At 47.0% G+C, this 20,113-nt stretch carries 12 protein-coding genes; 2 read left to right on the plus strand and 10 right to left on the minus strand.

Annotation, left to right across the window (positions count from 1 at the left end):
- The first annotated feature begins 52 nt into the window (after positions 1–52).
- Positions 53–619: an HdeD family acid-resistance protein gene (locus KO473_RS06510; protein WP_005778321.1), complete on the plus strand. Its 567-nt coding sequence runs from the start codon at positions 53–55 to the stop codon at positions 617–619.
- Positions 620–835: 216 nt separating this feature from the next.
- On the opposite strand, the gene KO473_RS06515 is transcribed toward KO473_RS06510, so the two are convergent.
- The 10 genes from KO473_RS06515 to gltB form a co-directional block, all read right to left on the minus strand.
- On the minus strand, positions 836–3,025 hold the full coding sequence (locus KO473_RS06515) for a glutamine synthetase III (RefSeq protein WP_005778318.1): 2,190 nt from the start codon (positions 3,023–3,025) through the stop codon (positions 836–838).
- 175 nt (positions 3,026–3,200) lie between these two features.
- Positions 3,201–4,433: an LL-diaminopimelate aminotransferase gene (locus KO473_RS06520; protein ID WP_005778316.1), complete on the minus strand. Its 1,233-nt coding sequence runs from the start codon at positions 4,431–4,433 to the stop codon at positions 3,201–3,203.
- A gap of 87 nt (positions 4,434–4,520) precedes the next feature.
- Entirely contained in the window at positions 4,521–5,330 is an 810-nt protein-coding gene (gene dapF, locus KO473_RS06525) for a diaminopimelate epimerase (protein ID WP_005820577.1), read from the minus strand.
- Between the two features lie 461 nt (positions 5,331–5,791).
- The gene (locus tag KO473_RS06530) at positions 5,792–6,571 is read right to left on the minus strand and encodes a LytTR family DNA-binding domain-containing protein (protein ID WP_022012618.1); all 780 of its coding nucleotides are present in this window, start codon (positions 6,569–6,571) and stop codon (positions 5,792–5,794) included.
- Positions 6,564–7,601: a sensor histidine kinase gene (locus KO473_RS06535; protein WP_005778311.1), complete on the minus strand. Its 1,038-nt coding sequence runs from the start codon at positions 7,599–7,601 to the stop codon at positions 6,564–6,566. The genes KO473_RS06530 and KO473_RS06535 overlap by 8 nt, the downstream gene beginning before the upstream one ends.
- Before the next feature lie 236 nt (positions 7,602–7,837).
- A complete protein-coding gene (locus KO473_RS06540; protein WP_005820573.1) occupies positions 7,838–8,392 on the minus strand; it encodes a DUF4251 domain-containing protein in 555 nt (184 codons plus the stop codon).
- A gap of 261 nt (positions 8,393–8,653) precedes the next feature.
- Positions 8,654–9,415: a glycerophosphodiester phosphodiesterase family protein gene (locus KO473_RS06545; RefSeq protein WP_065739726.1), complete on the minus strand. Its 762-nt coding sequence runs from the start codon at positions 9,413–9,415 to the stop codon at positions 8,654–8,656.
- A gap of 249 nt (positions 9,416–9,664) precedes the next feature.
- Entirely contained in the window at positions 9,665–11,335 is a 1,671-nt protein-coding gene (asnB, locus tag KO473_RS06550; protein ID WP_065739725.1) for an asparagine synthase B, read from the minus strand.
- 54 nt (positions 11,336–11,389) lie between these two features.
- Entirely contained in the window at positions 11,390–12,751 is a 1,362-nt protein-coding gene (locus KO473_RS06555) for a glutamate synthase subunit beta (RefSeq protein WP_005778302.1), read from the minus strand.
- Positions 12,752–12,816: 65 nt separating this feature from the next.
- Positions 12,817–17,361 carry a glutamate synthase large subunit gene (gltB, locus tag KO473_RS06560; protein ID WP_122130441.1) on the minus strand — a complete coding sequence of 1,515 codons (4,545 nt, stop codon included), beginning with the start codon at positions 17,359–17,361 and terminating at the stop codon, positions 12,817–12,819.
- A 753-nt stretch (positions 17,362–18,114) separates the two neighbouring features.
- On the opposite strand from gltB, the gene KO473_RS06565 reads away from it, so the two are divergent.
- Complete coding sequence (locus tag KO473_RS06565) at positions 18,115–19,998, plus strand: amidophosphoribosyltransferase (RefSeq protein ID WP_005778294.1); 1,884 nt, start codon at positions 18,115–18,117, stop codon at positions 19,996–19,998.
- The last annotated feature ends 115 nt before the right edge of the window (positions 19,999–20,113 follow it).

The following is a 20,113-nucleotide window of genomic DNA, read 5'->3' on the forward strand; positions in this document are numbered from 1 at the left end:
CACGTATATTCGCAGAAAGTATGCGGGATACCCCGTTAAAAAAATGTAAGATATGAAATCAATGAATTATTCTCTTATCCGCACTATTTGTGCGCTTGTCATCGGCCTGGTGTTGGTGCTCTGGCCGGACGCGGCAATTAATTATATTGTCATAACCATTGGCATATTGTTCCTGATTCCGGGATTTATTGTGCTGATTGGTTATTTCGGTACCAAACCCGAACCGGGTGTGTCCCGCCGTTTCCCTATCGAGGGGGTTGGAAGTCTGCTCTTCGGACTCTGGCTGGTTACGATGCCGGGCTTCTTTGCCGATGTACTGATGTTCCTGCTGGGCTTTATCCTGATTATGGGAGGCGTACAACAGATTGCATCCCTTTCGATGGCACGTCGCTGGATGCCTGTGCCGGGCGGCTTTTATGTGATACCGGCCCTGATCCTGATAGCGGGTGTCGTAGCCCTGTTCAATCCTACCGGAGCACGCAACACGGCTTTCATGATTATCGGTATCAGCAGCTTGGTTTATGCCATTTCCGAACTGATCAACTGGTTCAAGTTTGCCCGTCGCCGTCCTAAAACTCCGGTGAAAGGAGAGATAGAGGACGCGGAGATCATTGAATAAAAGAAGAGAGGGTTGCCTCACGGCAATCCTCCCCCTGCAAACTTAAAACAACCAACAAAAGAAATAGGTTTCTGAAAGGGGATGTGCCAAAAACTTTTCACCACAGATTACACCGATTCTCACAGATTATCAACATTGATAATCAATGGTTTAAAATTTACTCTATGTTACTTTGCGTCCTCTGTGGTGAGTTTCAACACACTCTCTTAAGACTGTTTATCTTATAAATAACAACTCTCTGTATTTAGGCAGTGTCCACATCTGGTTGTCGACAATCAGTTCCAGTTTGTCGATGTGGTAACGAATCTCTTCCAGAGCCGGCACGATGGTGTCGTGGTAAGCAATGGCTTTTTCGCGTTCACTTTCTATCTTATTTGCCACTTTGCGGGCTTCGATCATTGCGTCTACATGTTCCTTGATGAAAGCGGTACGGTCGGCAATCTCTTCAATCAGTTCCAGGTTCTTGGCAGAAAGTCGGGCTGCTTTCTCTTCCGGAAAGAGGGATTTCATTTTATATACATTATCTATCAGGTCTGTCTGGTACTGTGTAGCAACAGGGATGATATGGTTCATGGCCAGATCACCCAATACGCGGGCTTCAATCTGGATTTTCTTGGTATAAGTTTCCCATTTCACTTCGTTGCGGGCCTTCAGTTCTTTCCGGTTCATCACGCCCACAGCTTCGAACATGGCTATCGTTTCGGGGCGCAGATAGTTGTCGAAAATGACAGGAACGCTTGTTTCACAATCCAGACCGCGACGGGCGGCTTCTTTTTTCCATTCGTCGCTGTATCCGTTGCCGTCGAAATGAATGGCTTTGCATTCCTTGATATATTTCCGGATCACGTCGAGAATGGCTGAAATCTTGGGCTCTCCCTTCTCAATCTGCTTGTCTACATCTTTCTTAAACCGTTTCAACTGGTCAGCGACAGCCGCGTTCAGGGCTATCATTGCGCTGGCACAGTTGGCTTCGGACCCTACGGCACGGAATTCGAAACGGTTTCCGGTGAATGCGAAAGGTGAAGTACGGTTCCGGTCCGTATTGTCAATCAGCAATTCGGGTATCTGTGGGATGTCCAGCTTCATGCCCTGTTTGCCGCTCAGGCTGATCAGGTCATCTTTCGTACTTTCTTCAATGTGTTCCAACACTTGTGAAAGCTGCTTGCCCAGGAAAGAGGAGATGATGGCGGGAGGCGCTTCGTTGGCTCCCAGCCGGTGTGCATTGGTGGCACTGGAGATGGATGCTTTCAGAAGTCCGTTATGGTGATAAACAGCCATCAGTGTATTGACGACGAATGTTACGAAACGCAGGTTATCTTCCGGAGTCTTGCCCGGAGCCATCAGCAGGATGCCGGTGTCCGTGCCCAGCGACCAGTTGTTGTGTTTGCCCGATCCGTTGACACCTTTGAACGGTTTTTCGTGGAGCAGTACACGGAAGCCGTGGCGGCGGCTAACTTTGCGCATCAGGGACATGATCAGCAGGTTGTGGTCATTGGCCAGGTTGCACTCTTCGAAGATAGGGGCCAGCTCAAACTGATTGGGCGCTACTTCGTTGTGGCGCGTTTTTACGGGGATGCCCAGTTTCAATGCTTCCACTTCCAGATCTTTCATGAAAGCGGCTACGCGGGTGGGGATGGCACCAAAGTAATGGTCTTCGAGCTGTTGGTTCTTGGCGCTGTCATGCCCCATCAGGGTACGTCCGGTCAGCAGCAGGTCCGGACGGGCGGCGTATAAGCCTTCGTCTACCAGGAAGTACTCTTGTTCCCATCCCAGGTAGGCATATACTTTTTTTACATCCGGATTGAAGTAACGGCAAACGGCTACAGCAGCTTTGTCTACTGCCCTCAGCGCTTTCAGTAACGGTGCTTTGTAATCGAGCGATTCACCTGTATAGGCGATGAAGATAGTCGGTATGCACAGCGTATCGTCTACAATGAAAGCGGGTGAGGAGGGGTCCCATGCACTGTAACCACGAGCTTCGAAAGTGTTGCGGATACCTCCGTTCGGGAAAGACGAGGCATCCGGTTCCTGCTGAACCAGCAGTTTTCCGGTGAATTCTTCCATCATCCCCCCTTTTCCATCATGTTCTACAAAAGCGTCGTGCTTTTCGGCAGTGCCTTCGGTCAGTGGAGCAAACCAATGGGTATAGTGTGTGGCCCCCATCTCGATGGCCCATTTCTTCATACCGGCTGCAACCTCGTCGGCGATACTGCGATCCAGTGGTGCGCCGTTGTCAATCACATCGGTCAGTTTGCTGAACACATGGCTTGGCAGGTACTTAAACATCTTTTCCTTGTTGAAAACGTACATCCCGAAGTATTCCGACGGGCGTTCGGTGGGAGTTGCCACTTCTACGGCTTTTTTCTTAAAGGCCGTTTCTACGACTCTGAATCTGAGTTTTGACATAATGATTGAATTATTTATAAACTGTTTGGGTTTTGATTCACCACAGATTACACGGATTTCCACAGATTTTTAAATCTTAATCATCAACGGAATAATTCTTTAATCCGCGTCAATCTGTGGTGAAACCGTATTCATCTCTGCTTTGTATTCATGTTACCCGTATCACATGAAAGCTTTACAGCCAGTTCTTGATGCGCCGCATTGCCTCGATGCAATCGTTTCGTTCGCCGAATGCCGTCAGGCGGATGTAACCTTCTCCGCTGGGGCCGAAACCGACTCCCGGAGTTCCCACTACATTGGCTTCGTACAACATCTGGTCGAAGAAACGCCACGAACTGGTTCCATTGGGAGTCTTTACCCACAAATAAGGTGCGTTTACTCCTCCGTATACTTTCAGTCCGGTGGATTCCAGTCCTTCTTTCATGATGCGGGCGTTTGTCATATAATAATTGATCGTTTCCTGTATCTGTTCTTTCCCCTCGGGGCTATAAACCGCCTCTGCGGCACGTTGGGTAATGTAAGACGTTCCGTTGAACTTGGTGCATTGGCGGCGGTTCCACATCCGGTTCAGAGGGATGCGTTCTCCCTCGAGTGTGGCTGCCGTCAGCTCTTTCGGCACAACGGTATATCCGCAGCGTATTCCGGTGAAACCTGCTGTTTTCGAGAAACTGCGAAACTCGATGGCACATTTCTTGGCTCCTTTGATTTCGTAGATGGAGTGGGGGATATCCGGTTCCCGAATGTAGGCCTCGTAAGCTGCGTCAAACAGGATCAGGGTATCATTGGCCAGTGCGTAATCTACCCATTTCTTCAGTTCAGCTTTTGTCAGCGTTGTACCGGTGGGATTATTGGGATAACAGAGGTAGACGATGTCAATGCGTTTCTCCGGAATGGCCGGGATGAAATGATTCTCGGCGGTACAAGGCATATAAGTGACGTTGCTCCATTTGCCACTTTCGGTATCCAGCACTCCGGCACGTCCGCACATCACGTTGCTGTCGATGTAAACCGGATAAATGGGATCTGTGACACCTACACTGTTATCGTGACGGAGAATGTCTCCGATATTACCCGTATCACTTTTGGCGCCGTCGTTGATAAATACTTCCGTAGGCGAAAGATGGATACCCCGTGGAGCATAGTCGTTTTTGATAATGGCCTCAATCAGGAAATCGTATCCTTGTTCGGGACCGTATCCGCGAAAGGTTTCGGTAGACGTCATCTCTTCGACTGCCTTGTGCATGGCCTCGATGCAGGCATTCGGAAGGGGACGGGTCACATCGCCGATCCCCAGCCGGATGATGTCCTGCTTCGGGTGTGTTATTTTAAAAGTATTGACCTTCTTCGCTATGTCCGAGAACAAGTAGCTTCCCGGTAATTTCAAAAAATGTTCGTTTACTAATGCCATATTGTTCTTGTTTTAAGTTTGAAATGTTATTCCTGAAAACTAAATCTTTATACCTTATCAAATGGACTGATACCTGAAATCCATTAACTATTCTCTTAGTTCTATTGTTCCGTCGAATACTTTAACTGCCGGTCCGGTCATGTATACATGGTTTGTTGCTTCGTCCCATTTTATGGTCAGTGTGCCTCCGTCCATCACGATATCTACGGTTCGTCCCGTCCGTCCGGTGAGATGGGCCGCTACGGCTGTTGCACAGGCGCCTGTCCCGCAGGCCTGTGTAATGCCCGATCCCCTTTCCCACACCCGCATACGGATCTTGTTTTCTCCTGTTATCTGTGCAAACTCCACGTTCGTACGGTCGGGGAAAAGCGGATGTTTTTCCAGCTTCGGGCCGATCTCCGGAAGGTCTATACTTCGGATATCGTCCACGAAGGTGACGAGGTGCGGATTCCCCATCGATACTTGCGTGGAGACGAATGGAAATTTGTTGTCGAAATCTATTGTTCCGGTTTCCAGTGGTACACCCATATCAACCGTTACGGCTTTTACCGTTTGGGCTTCAAGGTGCAGTTTCAGCACTTTGATACCCGAGAGGGTTTCCAAGGTGATGATGTTTTTTGAGGTCAGTCCGTATTCATAAAGATACTTGCCGATGCACCGGCTTGCGTTACCGCACATCATTGCTTCCGAACCGTCGGCATTGAATATGCGCATGCTGAAATCTGCTTTGTCCGAATGACCGATCAAAACGAGCCCGTCACTGCCGATCCCCGTATGGCAGGCACTCCATTCGATGGCTGTTTTACCGGGATTGCGGATAGGAAACCTGAGGGTATTTACATAGATGTAATCGTTTCCTGCCCCATGCATTTTGGCGAATTGAATCGTTCTTGTCATTTTGATCTGTATTAATCGATTGGTGTATCCTTTTGTTTTATTACTATGCAAAGATATGACTTTTTGTTTTGTATTTCTATTAAAAGCATGTCTTATATCTATTTATTTTAAGAAATCTTTCACTTTTTGATATTTCTGCCTGTTTTTACTTCTGAATTGAAATAAGAATGCTGCGTATTTTTAATAAACTGTAATGAAGCGATTTTGTTCTGTGTCTCTTTTAGGATTTTGGGATAGGATGGATGAATTGATTTAGATCAATTGGGCATCTTTATAAAAGAGGAAAGAGGCTCCATCCTGACAGAATGAAACCTCTTTCTTCTTAAATGCTTTCTTTTTGTGTGCGGCTAACCGGACTGTATCAGAATATGTATTTGAGTCCGAAGTTGGATACAGTTAAATCTCTGTATCAATGATGGAGGAGATAAAACAATTTCAAATGTCTAAGATATGTAATGCTTTTAGTAGTTTAACCAAAGTTTCAACTGAGGTATTTTATCACGGCTGACGATTATCTTATCTTTAAAAGGAGGTTTTACATGTAAAATGGCTTTTCCCAGAAAATACGATTCAATCCGCTCAATAGCGTTAATACTGATCACTGTCTGCCGGCTACTTCGGAAAAAGATATCCGGATTGAGTTGTTCCATCAGCCTGTCCAGAGAGAGATCGATAATATGTTCCCTGTTTTGCTTGGTAACGGCAAAAGTTATTTTGTTTTCAGAATAGAAATAGGCGATATCTTCAACTTGCAGGGTAAAAAGTTTATCTTCGCCTGATATAAGAAAACGGGTGCGATACTTTTTGCACGGATTGGCTATGTTTTGTAAAATGTCTATTAGATCGGTTGTCTTTTGCTCCTGTACCAGATATTTGGTGGTAAGATGTTCGAACTTGGCAATAGCTTCTTCCAGCCGGACACTGTCTATCGGTTTAAGTAAATAGTCAATGCTATTGACGGCAAAAGCCCTAATAGCATATTCATCGTATGCAGTGGTAAAGATGATAGTGCTCTCCGGACGTGCTTGTTCGATAAATGTGAATGAAATGCCGTCTGTCAGTTGTATGTCAAGAAAAACAATATCCGGATGTGGATTCTTATTAAACCATTCTACACTTTTTTCTACACTGCCGGGCAATATCGTGACTTGCCATTCGGGACGTATTTCATTTATGATCTTATTCAATCGGCGGGCCGCCGGAATTTCGTCTTCAATAATAACAGCTGTAATTTTATTCATTTAATAGGGGAACTTTAACGGTGAAATAATTAGTATTACTTTCTATGAGGATATTCTTATCGCATATCAGGCGATAGCGGATTGAAAGATTCTTTAGCCCCATTCCCGTAGTAGCTACATTGGGCTTTACTCTAATTTCATTGGTTACCGCCAACATACCACTTTGTTGTTCGTAATCAATCAGTATCTTCATCGGATAATCCATATTAATAATGTTGTGTTTAATGACGTTTTCTACTAATAACTGTAGGGCCAACGAAGGTAACTTCAAATCGTAATTGTGTAACTCTACCTTGTTATCGATTCGGATACAATCTCCTAAACGAACTTTATGAAGAAAGATGTAGGAATCAATGAAAGACAATTCCGATTTTAAAGTAACCAAGCGCTGTTGCTGGCTTTGTAATATATACCGGTATACGTCGGACAAGCGCTGGGTGAATAGAACGGCGTTTCGGGGAGAATATTCTATTTCGGAGATAAGCGTATTGAGGCTGTTGAAAAGAAAATGCGGATTCAGTTGATTCTGTAAGGCTACGTATTGGGCTTTTATGGAAGCTTCTTCAAATTGCTCTGCCTTTTCGTGCAAAAGAACCAATTGCCTGTAGAAGTTGATAGTCAAAGTTAGATTGGTTATCACCATTTCTACTAACCAGACCAGGGCTATTATTCTTAATCCTCGGCCTTTTAGGATAAAAGGTTCGGGAACCTCAAATATGGCTTTTACTATTGACCAGACCAGATAATTCATCAAAAACAGTATGATCGCAGTAAGGATGCAGTCAATAATTAATCGATCTTTGCGTTTGACCAGGAACTGGAAACTGCGCTTCTGCCAGTTGTGAATCATCAATACTCCGAAACCAACCAGATTAAAAGCGGCAAGTATCAATATGAACGACTTAAAAGAAATCAATACTTCCAAATGCTTCGGAGCCAAGTCGGAGTACAGCACGAGAAACAGATATGAAAAAGATGCTAACCCTGAGAATAGCAAGCCATTGAACAAATGATTGTATTTTTGTCGCATATTGATTGTAGATTTTATGTGTATATTACAAATTTAGTAAAAAAAACAAGAGGAGACACAAAATATCACAATGGTTCTGGGCAACCTCTTGTTTCTCGGAAAATAGTATAAACAAATGCCTATGCGGAAACTGGCGTTATTCTCTTATTCCGTAATTCCGTCCGGTAATTCACTTTTATGGATAATGTAATTATTACTTTAATACTTGATTATGGCCTGAAAACAATCTTTTTACCTTAAAGTGATGTACCTTTGAAGACGTTAGCTTTAGTCAAAGGAAGTAAACTTCCGGTCAGTGTGAAACGATTTGAATTGAAGTTCGGACTTATATCTACCGACGCATTATTACTTCCCTTGTCCAAGCGAATGTTTACTTGTGCGGATATTCCGGTTCCCATTACGCTCATTGATACGAATATATTTCCTTTTTTGTCGGTAGTCTGTTTGTAGTTGGAGGTACTACCTTCGACGGTGATACCACCCAAACCGTTAGGACCGCTAACGGGTATGTTGAAAGCTACCTGAACCACGGCCTTGTCATCTTTTACTGCTACAAAATTTGTATTCGAAGAAACGAAGGCCGATGTACCGTGCTTAAATATCACATGGTCGGCCTCTAAAATGAAATTTTTCATGGTAATTGCCTGTTTGGCTTCATCAAATAATGCTTGATCCAGTAATTCCTGTTCAGCTTTCTTTTGTTTACGTGTCATTTCTTTTGCTGTTTGTGCCTGTACATTTCCCAGACAAACGAATAACAGCAACACCGGTAATACTGATAACTTTTTCATGATTCTAATTTTTTTAAGTTATATATTTTCTTTTGCTCAAAGATAGAACGTTTGCTTTATTTTTTTCAAGTTTATTTTCTGAATTGTAAACGGTAGTTGCTAAATTGTAAATATGGTATGCTGAATCGTAAAAGTAACATTTTAAATAGATACGGAATGGTTTTTGTAGCTATGAGACACGAAGTCGGGATTGAAAAAACTCCCTTGAGTGGGCGTGTACTCACTCAAGGGAGAATTAAAAAAATGATTGGATACGGAGATTTATTTTTTCAACAGATTTTGCAGTTGTACCGGTTCATTGGTGGTGATGAAATCTACTTTACGATCGATCAGCCATTTCATGTCATCCGTCTTGTTCACAGTCCAGGCATTCACTTTCATGCCCAAATCATGGCATTCCCGGATCCATTCGGGATGTTTGCGGAATACTGTGTAATGATAGTCCGGCCCGGCACATCCTAATTCTTTCAGCTCTTTGGGTGACAAATTACCGTCCAGATAATAAACCGGGGTTCCTGCCGGAGCCAGGCGGATGAATTCTTTCGTGGCATGCAGGGAGAAGGTGATGTATTCCATCCGGTTTTCCAGTCCCATATCTTTGACCAGTGCAACGATTTTTTCGATGGCTTTTGTTTCGCGTTGGGGAGTGGTGTGTGCTTTCAGCTCAAGAATCAACCGGGTGTGTAGCGGTTGTGCCGCTTTCAAGTATTTGGCAAGGGTAGGCAGGCTCTCCCCGTTATCCAGTTTGATGGCTGTCAGTGCGGTGGAAGGTGAGTTTTCCATCCTTTTCCCTTTAAATGTGGGATCATGGTTGACCACTAACTGGTCATCGGCTGCCAGCCATACATCAAACTCCGAACCATAGCATCCGATGGAGTCGGCTTTTAGCAAGGCGGCGATACTGTTTTGCGCAGAACCCTCGGTTTTCCAGAATCCGCGATGGGCAATAACCTGGGTTTGTGCAGAGACATTATATGCCGAGAAAAGTAAGGCAGAGGCAAGCAGAAGTTTTTTTATTTTCATATATTTCAGTTTTTGGTTTGTCTTCAAAGATATAAAAAGTAACGCAAATGAGCAGGATAAGGATGCTAATCTGCGTTAAACAAAGCTATAAATTTCTTTTAAATCTCTTTACAATACATTCCTGTGTACCGAAAATGGGAGTATGGGTAGGAGCAACGCTTCTGTGGATAGGGTGTAGCCATCCGTTTGTCGGGGCTACACCCTGAGCGTCCGATGGCTACACCCTTTGCCTATTAGAGTTACCCCCTTTTAATATGCTTCTACGTGTATCCCTTTTACGGCACGTCCGCTGGGATCGTTCAGGTTCTTGAATGCGGTGTCCCATGTTAGTGCCTCGGCTGTCGAACAGGCTACACTGGGAATGCTGGGCACACTGCGGGCAGCGCTTTCACTGGGGAAGTGCTCTTCGAAGATACTGCGGTAGTAATACTCTTCCTTATTCATTGGGGGATGGATGGGAAAACGTTCTGCAGCGTGTGCCATCTGGTCGTCACTGACAGCCGTTGCGGTGATCTCTTTCAACGTATCTATCCAACTATATCCTACACCGTCACTGAACTGCTCCTTTTGGCGCCAAGCGATGCCGGAGGGGAGCATACCCGCAAAGGCTTCACGCAGGACTTTCTTTTCGATGACTTTTCCCGGAGCCATTTTTACTTTGGGATCAAGCCGCATTGCCACATCGAGAAACTCTTTGTCGAGGAAAGGGACACGTCCTTCCACTCCCCACGCTGCCAGGCTCTTATTGGCGCGAAGACAATCGTATAGATGCAGTTTAGACAGTTTGCGTACAGTCTCTTCGTGAAAGGTACGGGCATCCGGTGCTTTGTGGAAGTAGAGGTAACCGCCGAAGATTTCGTCGGCTCCTTCACCGCTTAGTACCATTTTGATACCCATTGACTTGATGACACGTGCCAATAGATACATCGGTGTGGAAGCCCGGACGGTAGTGACATCGTATGTCTCGATGAAATAAATGACATCCCGGATTGCATCGAGCCCTTCCTGAAGGGTGTAGTTTATTTCGTGATGAACAGTACCGATGTATTCGGCTACTTCACGTGCCTTGACTAAGTCCGGTGCACCCTTCAGCCCGACAGCAAAGGAGTGGAGCTGCGGCCACCAGGCATCGCTTGCACCGTCCGTTTCAATACGTTTGGCGGCATACTTCTTGGCAATGGCAGAGATAACAGAGCTGTCCAGTCCGCCCGAAAGAAGTACTCCGTAAGGTACGTCGGACATCAGCTGGCGGTGTACTGCTTCTTCAAGAGCGTCATGAATCTGCCGGCAGGGAGAGGTGCCGTTTTCTTTCGCCACTTTTTCATAATCCATCCAGTCGCGGGTATACCAGCGTTTCATTTTTCCTTCTTTACTGTGATAGTAGTGTCCGGGAAGGAAGGGCTCGTACTCGTCGCAGAATCCTTCGAGTGCCTTGAGCTCGCTGCCAAAGTAGATGTGTCCTTCGGAATCTTTTCCTATATATAAAGGTATTACTCCGATGGGGTCACGGGCGATCAGGTATTCATCTTTCTCTTCATCATAAAGGGCAAATGCGAAGATGCCGTTGAGCTCTTCGAGGAAATGGATGCCTTTGTCGCGGTAAAGTGCAAGGATCACTTCACAGTCACTTCCAGTCTGGAACTCGTAACGGTCGGCATACCGGGCACGGATGTCACGGTGATTGTAAATTTCGCCATTGACGGCCAGTACCAGTTTCCGGTCGGGCGAGTAAAGGGGCTGTCCTCCGCTTTGAGGGTCGACGATAGAAAGGCGCTCGTGTGCCAGGATGGCACTTCCACCACAATAAATTCCACTCCAGTCGGGTCCCCGATGCCGAATTTTCCGTGCCATCTGTAAGGCTTTGCTTCTGAGTTCTCTGCTCTGAATTTTTATGGAAAAAATTCCTGCTATTCCACACATAATCGTAATTGTTTTAAAGGGTTAATGTCTGATGATGAATAAACTACGTGCTGTTCACCGCTTGGCGTTTAAATATTTTTCTATCTCTGTCGCTGCTGCACGTCCGCTTGCCATGGCACGCACCACAAGGCTTGCGCCTGTTGCCGCGTCTCCGGCGATGAATACGTTTTCGGCAAATACTGGCTGTTCGGGTTTGAGGAATCCCATCGCTAATAAAACCATATCTGCTTCGATTATTTCCTTTTTTCCGGTCGGCTTCATAACAGAGCGTTCGTTGACGGGGTCCGGTAACCATTCCACTTCTTCCACTTCCACTCCGGTGACTTTACCGTTCTTTCCGAGGAACCGGTTGGAAGTCAGGCTCCAGCGACGGATACAGCCTTCTTCGTGACTGGAGGTGGTTTTCAGTACAGCCGGCCATTGTGGCCACGGAGTGGCAGGATTATGGGCAATAGGGGGCTTGGGCATGATTTCGATTTGTGTCACGCAGGCCGCCCCTTGACGAACGCTCGTGCCGATACAATCGGAGCCTGTGTCTCCGCCACCGATGACCAGCACTTTTCGGCCTTTCGCATTTACTTGCCCGTCTTTGGAAAAAGTTTCTCCTTCAATGATTCGGTTTTGTCCGCTCAACAGCTCAAGAGCGAAATGGATTCCTTTCAACTCGCGTCCCGGAATGGGCAGATCCCGGGGTGTTTCCGCTCCGGTGCAGATGCAATAGGCATCGAAATCGGAAGTGCGACTCTCCGGAGTGAGTTTATGCGTGTCGATCTCGGTTCCCATTCTGAATTCAATGCCTTCCGCTTCCAGGAGCTTCATCCGGCGGTCGATAATGACTTTATTCAGTTTGAAATTGGGGATTCCGTAGCGAAGTAATCCACCCGGAGCTGCTGCTTTATCGAAAACGGTGACGGCATACCCCGAGCGGTTCAAGCGGTTGGCAACCGTCAGTCCGGCAGGGCCGGAACCGATGACGGCTACCCGTTTTCCATTTCGTTTGGGAATTGCCGGCATGATATAACCTTCTCGGAAAGCTGCTTCCACGATGGCTGCTTCATTTTCACGGATGGTGACAGGGGCGTCACACGATAGCTTCAGTACGCACGACTTCTCACAGAGTGCCGGGCAGATGCGTCCGGTAAACTCCGGGAAGTCGCACGTGGCAGACAATATCTGGTAGGCCTCACGCCATTTTCCCTTGTAGAGTGCGTCTTGCCATTCGGGTTGCTTGTTGCCCAACGGACAAGCCCAATGGCAGAAGGGGACACCGCAATCCATGCAGCGTGAAGCCTGAAGTTTGCGGTCACTTGTGTTGAGGGTCTGTTCCACCTCACTGAAATCAGTGATGCGCTCGTGTACGGGGCGGTATCCGGCCTCGTGACGGGGAATATTTAAGAATGCTTTTGGATCTCCCATTTTTATTTACGATTTTATAGTTTACGATTGAGATTGGTATCTGATATACAGGTTCGGCGGCTTATTTAATAGTCTCTCTGCATATCTGCTATTTTCTGTTGCAGTTTCCGCATCTGTTCTTCCTGCAACACCTTTTTATATTCGATCGGTACCACCTGGATGAATTCGTCCACGCAGTGATTCCAATTGTCGAGCATGGTGCGTGCCAGTTTTGAGCCTGTATAGAGATAATGTTGGCGGATCAGTTCATGAAGTTCTTTGCGATAGCCGGCTTCTTCGATCAGTGAAAGTTCCACCATCTCCATGTTGCAGAAATAGTCGAAGTTTCCTTCTTTGTTCCATACATAGGCTACGCCGCCCGACATGCCGGCTGCAAAGTTGCGTCCGGTCTGTCCCAACACGACCACCCGTCCGCCGGTCATGTATTCGCAACAATGGTCACCCACACCTTCGACAACAGCGACGGCTCCGGAGTTTCTCACCGCAAAACGTTCGCCCGCACGTCCATTGATGTATACTTCACCACTGGTGGCTCCGTATAGCAGGGTGTTTCCGGCAATGGTGTTTTCTTCCGCTTCGAAATTGCTCCGTACCGGTGGAAGTACGGCGATACGTCCGCCACTCAATCCTTTTCCCAAATAGTCGTTGGCTTCGCCCTCCAGCTTGAAGTTGACTCCCGGTACAAGGAAGGCACCGAATGACTGTCCGGCGGAACCTTTGAATTTGACGTTCAGCGTATGTTCCGGCAGACCTTTTTCTCCATACCGGGTAGCGATGGCACCTGAGAGCATGGCACCGCACGCGCGGTCAGTGTTGGCAATGGTATATTCCAGAGAGACTTCCCGTTGGCGTTCGATGGCTTCGCGGGCGGCATGGATTATTTCCACATCTTTCACCGCCGAGATACCGTGGTCCTGATTGGTGGTATGCAGAATGGCAGCCCGGTTGTCAACCCGTGCCAGCAACCTGCTGAAGTCAATCAGGCTGTGCTTGGGGAGTATATCTTGGGGTTTGCGTTCGATCAGGTCCGTCCGTCCGATAATGTCGTCCAGCTTTTCGACACCTATTTCCGCAAGATACTCGCGTACCTCCTGTGCCAGGAAAGTGAAGAAGTTCACCAGGTATTCGCTGCGTCCGTGGAAGCGTCTACGTAATTCTTCATTTTGTGTGGCCACGCCTACCGGGCAAGTATTCTGATGACACTTGCGCATCATGACACATCCCAGAACAATCAGGGCAGAGGTGGCAAATCCAAACTCTTCGGCCCCCAACATTGCCATCAGGATGATGTCCCGTCCGGTTTTCAGCTGTCCGTCCACCTGGAGCATGACTTGACCTCTCAGTCCGTTCAGCACCAGGGTTTGCTGGGTTTCACTCAATCCTAATTCGGGTGGGATGCCGGCGTAACGGATGGAAGAGGCGGGTGAAGCTCCTGTTCCGCCTTCGGCACCGGAGATGACGATCAGGTCGGCTTTGGCCTTGGCTACACCTGCGGCAATGGTGCCGACTCCGCTTTCGGCTACCAGTTTGACACTGATTCTCGCCCGGGGATTTACGTTTTTCAAGTCGAAGATAAGTTGTGCCAGATCTTCGATTGAATAAATATCATGGTGAGGAGGAGGGGAAATCAGCGAGATGCCCGGTATGGAGTGACGGGTACGGGCTATCACTTCGTCCACCTTATAGCCGGGCAACTGTCCGCCTTCGCCCGGCTTGGCGCCTTGTGCAATCTTGATCTGTATTTCATCCGCATTTACCAGATATTCGGCAGTCACGCCAAAACGTCCCGAAGCTACCTGTTTGATGGCACTTCTCAGGTTTGTTCCGTCCGGACGCGGGGTGAATCGCTTGGCATCTTCACCTCCTTCACCGGTATTGCTCCGTCCGTGAATGGCATTCATGGCGATGGCCATTGTCTCGTGTGCTTCCCGGCTGATCGAACCGTAACTCATGGCACCGGTAACAAAACGTTTCATGATGTTTTCAACGGGCTCTACCTTGTCGATAGAGATAGGCGACCGTTTGAATCCCAGGAAATCGCGCAGAAAGATGGGCATTTCTTTTTCATCTGCCATTTGTGTAAACTCTTTGAATTTCTTGTAGCTGCCCAGGCGGGTTGCCAGTTGCAGGGCACTGATCGTTTCCGGATTCCAGGCATGTTTTTCCCCGTCTTTTCGGAAAGAGTATAAGCCTTTGTTGGGTAGAATGTCATCACTGTTTTCCGCTGCGAATCCTTCATTGTGGAAAGCGATGGCATCTTTGGCTATCTCTTCAAGCCGGATGCCGCCGATGGTAGAGGGCAGGCCGCCGAAACAAGCCTTGCTCAGTTCTTCGCTTAATCCTATAGCTTCGAATATTTTTGCTCCCCGGTATGAACGGATGGTACTGATCCCCATTTTACTCATGATTTTGAAGAGCCCTTTGCAGATGGCTTTGATGTAGTTCTTTTCTGCTGTGGCATAATCGAGTTGGATATCTTTACCGGTAACGAGCTTGTCGAGAATGGCAAAGGCCATGTAGGGGTTCAATGCGCTGGCTCCGAAGCCAAGTAGCAGGGCTGCATGCATCACTTCGCGTATCTCGCCGCTTTCTACTACCAGAGCAGTCTGGACACGTTTGCCCACTGAGATCAGATAATGATGCACTGCACTGACAGCCAGTAAGGATGGAATGGCAGCATGTGTGGCATCGACCTCTCTGTCGGTCAGTACGATGTAGTTGACTCCCTCTACGACGGAGGCTTCTGCCTGCTTGCACAGGGCGGTCAGTGCCTCTTGAAGTCCGGCTTTTCCTTTATCAGCCTCAAACAACATGGGCAGCTTTACCGTTTTGAATCCTTTATACCGGATATTGCATAAGATATCCAGTTGGGCATTGTTCAGTACAGGGTGGTTGAGGCGCACCATTTTGCAATGACTCTCGCTGGGGGTGAGAATGTTCATGCCCACAGCACCGATATATTCCGTCAGCGACATCACCAATTCCTCGCGGATGGGATCGATGGGAGGGTTTGTCACCTGTGCAAATTGTTGCCGGAAGTAATTGTACAAGAGTTGTGGTTTATCCGAGAGTACGGCCAGGGGGGTGTCGTTGCCCATCGAATTGATCGGTTCGGCCCCTCCGGTCGCCATCGGGGTAATGATCTTTTCGATGTCTTCTTTTGAATAGCCGAAGGTACGTAGCATGCGGCCGTAGTTCTCTACACTGTGTGATACTTTACGTCCACTTTTCAGTTCATTCAGTTCAATCCGGTTGTTGGCGAGCCAGGTACGGTAAGGCTTGGCCTCCGCCAACTGTTTTTTCAGTTCACCGTCGTAGTAGATCTCACCTTTTTCGGTGTCTACCAGCAATATCTTGCCCGGTTGCAGGCGTCCTTTCTCTTTGATATCTCCGGGTTCGAAGTCCATTACGCCGACTTCGGAGGCCACTACCATCATGTTGTTGTGAGTAATCAGATAGCGGGCGGGGCGTAGTCCGTTACGGTCGAGCATACCTCCCGCATAGCGACCGTCGCTGAACAGCAGGGCAGCCGGTCCGTCCCATGGTTCCATCAGGATGGAGTGATATTCGTAGAATGCTTTCAGGTCTTCGCTGATCGGATTCTTTTCGTTGAATGATTCCGGTACCAGCATAGCCATGGCATGTGGCAAGCTGAGGCCGGACATTACCAGGAACTCGAGTACGTTATCTAAAGAGGCGCTGTCACTTCCACCCGGCTGGATGATGGGGCGGAGCTCCCTGATATCCCCCAAGGTAGGTGAGGAGAGTACGCTTTCCCTTGCTTCCATCCATCCCCGGTTACCGCGAATGGTATTTATTTCACCGTTGTGTGCCAGTAGACGGAAGGGTTGCGCCAGTCCCCATGTGGGAAATGTGTTGGTGCTGAAACGTGAGTGTACCAATGCAAGTCCGCTGGTGAAATAGTTGTTTGTCAGATCGGGGAAATAACTACGCAACTGTAAGGATGACAACATACCTTTATATATGATGCTTTTGGTAGACAGCGACACAATGTAAAAGTCGTCTTTTGCCGGGACAGATGATTTGCGTATCCGGTTTTCAATCCTTTTTCTTATCACATAGAGTTTGCGGTCGGCTGTCTCCGTTTCCGTAAATCCGGTGATGAATATCTGTTTGATGTCCGGTTCGGCTGTTCGTGCCGATTCACCCAATATGTCCGGGCAAGTAGGTACATTGCGCAGGTGCATCAGTGTTAATCCTTCTTTTTCAATCTCCTCGATAATAATACTCAGAATGGTTGCCCGGTCTTCTTCGTTTTTGGGGAGGAAAATCAAACCTGTTCCGTACTTCCCTTTTTCGGGGACAGGTATGCCTTGCAACAAGATAAATTCATGAGGAATCTGGAGCATGATACCTGCACCGTCTCCTGTTTTGTTATCCGCTCCTTCGGCACCACGGTGACGCATGTTTTCCAGTACTTTTAGTGCGGACTCCACAATGTCGTGCGATTTTCCCCCGTCAATGTTCACCAACATACCCACTCCGCAGGCATCATGTTCGTTCATTGCATGATAGAGCCCCAACTGTTCGGGCAGTCGTTGACAGGGCAACTCTTTTGTTTCGTTGTTAAAAAGTTCTTGTTCCTTCATTCTGTTTAGCTTTATTATACGATAATACCTGTTTGTTGTATCAAAATGTTTGGCAAAAATAGGGATTTAATTTCATTATGATATGTGTGGCACGCCTTTGTGTGACACTAATTCTCTTTTTAGTTTTTTAATATTTCAGATCGTAAGTAAATTAACTACTTTTTGTTTCAAACTGTAACTTGCTTCCATTATATCATTAAACGATTGTAATCTCTTTCTTTTTGAGACTGAAATAATAGATAAATTAACGTTTTGATATTAAAACAACTTTTTTGTACGTTTATGTCAAATATTTATAGGAAAACTAATCTTTATGTTATTTAGATTATGTATCTTTGCACGCGAAAACAAAAAAGGATAATATGTGTGGAATGGTAGGCTATATTGATATGTATCAGCCGAAAGGCGAAGCATCTGTTTTTATTGCTAACGGCAATCTTGAAATTTCCACCGTTATCCTCCAAGAATTTCTATCCCAAAGTTATACTTCCTGTAACAGTACTTGTACAGAGATCCCCGTTCATTTCGTTTCATGTTTCCTGCAGAGTTACCGGTTTTGTAAGACCGATAATCTATGTATCGGAAGTCCGGAAACATTAAAGTGCTTTAAACCGTTGATAATTAGTGTACCTTTGCCCGTGATGTATCGTTATGGGTCGGGAAGGCACGACAGACCGACCGGGATAGGAGGAAAAGAGTGTGATTATGGTGTGAGTTCAATAACCGATTGTAATATAGTTAAATCGAAAATAGATGGAACAACTGAAACATGAATGTGGCGTTGCCATGATTCGTTTGCTTAAACCGCTGGAGTATTACGAAAAGAAGTACGGGACATGGATGTATGGGCTCAATAAGCTCTACCTGCTGATGGAAAAACAGCATAACCGTGGGCAGGAAGGTGCCGGACTGGCATGTGTGAAACTGGAAGCAAATCCGGGTGAAGAGTATATGTTCCGTGAACGGGCGTTGGGTTCCGGTGCCATCACTGAAATTTTTGAAACGGTGCAGGCCAACTTCAAGGATCTGACCGGGGAGCAATTGCACAATGCCGGGTTTGCCAAGCGTACACTGCCCTTTGCGGGGGAAGTATACATGGGACATCTGCGTTATTCGACCACCGGAAAATCCGGCATATCTTATGTCCATCCGTTTCTCAGAAGGAACAACTGGCGGGCGAAGAACCTTGCCCTTTGCGGTAACTTCAACATGACAAATGTGGACGAAGTGTTTGCCCGTATCACTGCCATCGGACAACATCCGCGTAAGTATGCCGATACTTATATCATGCTCGAACAGGTGGGGCACAGACTCGACCGGGAAGTGGAACGACTGTTCAATCAGGCCGAGGCCGAAGGACTGACCGGTATGGGCGTGACGCATTATATTGAGGATCATATGGATCTTGCCAACGTGTTGCGTACATCGAGCAAGGAATGGGATGGAGGATATGTGATGTGCGGACTGACCGGAAGCGGAGAGAGCTTTGCGTTGCGCGACCCGTGGGGGATCCGCCCGGCATTCTGGTATCAGGATGAAGAAATTGCGGTGCTTGCCAGTGAACGTCCGGTGATTCAGACTGCACTCAATGTTCCGATAGGAGAAATAAAGGAATTGCAACCGGGGCAGGCACTTCTTATCAGCAAAGAGGGAAAACTGCGTACGGCACAGATTAACAAAGCGCGGGAGAAGAAAGCCTGTTCGTTTGAGCGGATTTACTTCTCACGGGGTAGTGACGCGGACATCTATAAGGAGAGAAAACAACTGGGTGAAAAGCTGGTGCCGAACATCCTGAAGGCAATTGATAATGATCTCGACCATACCGTATTCTCGTTCATACCGAATACGGCGGAGGTGGCATTTTACGGTATGCTTCAAGGGCTGGACGATTACTTGAATGAAGAAAAGGTACGACAGATTGCCAATCTGGGACATAATCCGGACCACGATGAACTGGAAGTGATTCTGTCTCGCCGTATCCGTTCGGAAAAGGTAGCGATCAAGGACATCAAACTACGTACTTTCATTGCCGAAGGTAATAGTCGGAACGATCTGGCGGCACACGTGTATGACATAACATACGGCAGTCTCCGGGCAGGTATCGACAATCTGGTGATTATTGATGACAGCATCGTCCGTGGCACCACATTGAAGCAAAGCATTATCGGTATCCTCGACCGTTTGGGACCGAAAAAGATAGTTATCGTTTCTTCCTCCCCGCAAGTTCGCTATCCGGACTATTACGGCATCGATATGGCGAAAATGTCTGAGTTCATCGCTTTCAAGGCGGCAATCGAACTATTGAAGGACCGGGATATGAAAGACGTGATCGCGGCAGCTTACCGGAAATCGAAAGATCAGGTAGGATTGCCGAAGGAACAGATGGTAAACTACGTGAAGGAGATTTATGCTCCTTTCACCGACGAGGAAATCTCTGCTAAAATGGTGGAACTGCTGACGCCGAAGGGTACGAAGGCCAAGGTACAGATTGTTTACCAACCCCTTGAAGGATTGCACGAGGCATGTCCCAACCATACGGGAGACTGGTATTTCAGCGGTAATTATCCAACGCCGGGGGGAGTGAAACTGCTGAACGAAGCATTTATTAATTATATTGAACAGGTATATCAATTTTAAGAAAATCAGGATTTTACTACAGAGGATGCAGCGTACACAGTGGACCGGTTTATTTTAGATGTACTTTAAAATAAAAGATGAAGCCTCTGCGAGCTTTGTATCCTTTGTGGTGGAT

The sequence above is a fragment of the Bacteroides sp. HF-4919 genome (genome assembly GCF_018860125.1).

Excerpts from the sequence above, each read along its gene's own strand:
- gltB (WP_122130441.1), bottom strand. The coding sequence starts at position 17,361 with ATGAAGGAACAAGAACTTTTTAACAACGAAACAAAAGAGTTGCCCTGT.
- KO473_RS06545 (WP_065739726.1), bottom strand. The coding sequence starts at position 9,415 with ATGAAAATAAAAAAACTTCTGCTTGCCTCTGCCTTACTTTTCTCGGCA.
- KO473_RS06515 (WP_005778318.1), bottom strand. The coding sequence starts at position 3,025 with ATGTCAAAACTCAGATTCAGAGTCGTAGAAACGGCCTTTAAGAAAAAA.
- KO473_RS06520 (WP_005778316.1), bottom strand. The coding sequence starts at position 4,433 with ATGGCATTAGTAAACGAACATTTTTTGAAATTACCGGGAAGCTACTTG.
- KO473_RS06530 (WP_022012618.1), bottom strand. The coding sequence starts at position 6,571 with ATGAATAAAATTACAGCTGTTATTATTGAAGACGAAATTCCGGCGGCC.
- KO473_RS06510 (WP_005778321.1), top strand. The coding sequence starts at position 53 with ATGAAATCAATGAATTATTCTCTTATCCGCACTATTTGTGCGCTTGTC.
- KO473_RS06535 (WP_005778311.1), bottom strand. The coding sequence starts at position 7,601 with ATGCGACAAAAATACAATCATTTGTTCAATGGCTTGCTATTCTCAGGG.
- asnB (WP_065739725.1), bottom strand. The coding sequence starts at position 11,335 with ATGTGTGGAATAGCAGGAATTTTTTCCATAAAAATTCAGAGCAGAGAA.
- dapF (WP_005820577.1), bottom strand. The coding sequence starts at position 5,330 with ATGACAAGAACGATTCAATTCGCCAAAATGCATGGGGCAGGAAACGAT.
- KO473_RS06565 (WP_005778294.1), top strand. The coding sequence starts at position 18,115 with ATGGAACAACTGAAACATGAATGTGGCGTTGCCATGATTCGTTTGCTT.
- KO473_RS06555 (WP_005778302.1), bottom strand. The coding sequence starts at position 12,751 with ATGGGAGATCCAAAAGCATTCTTAAATATTCCCCGTCACGAGGCCGGA.
- KO473_RS06540 (WP_005820573.1), bottom strand. The coding sequence starts at position 8,392 with ATGAAAAAGTTATCAGTATTACCGGTGTTGCTGTTATTCGTTTGTCTG.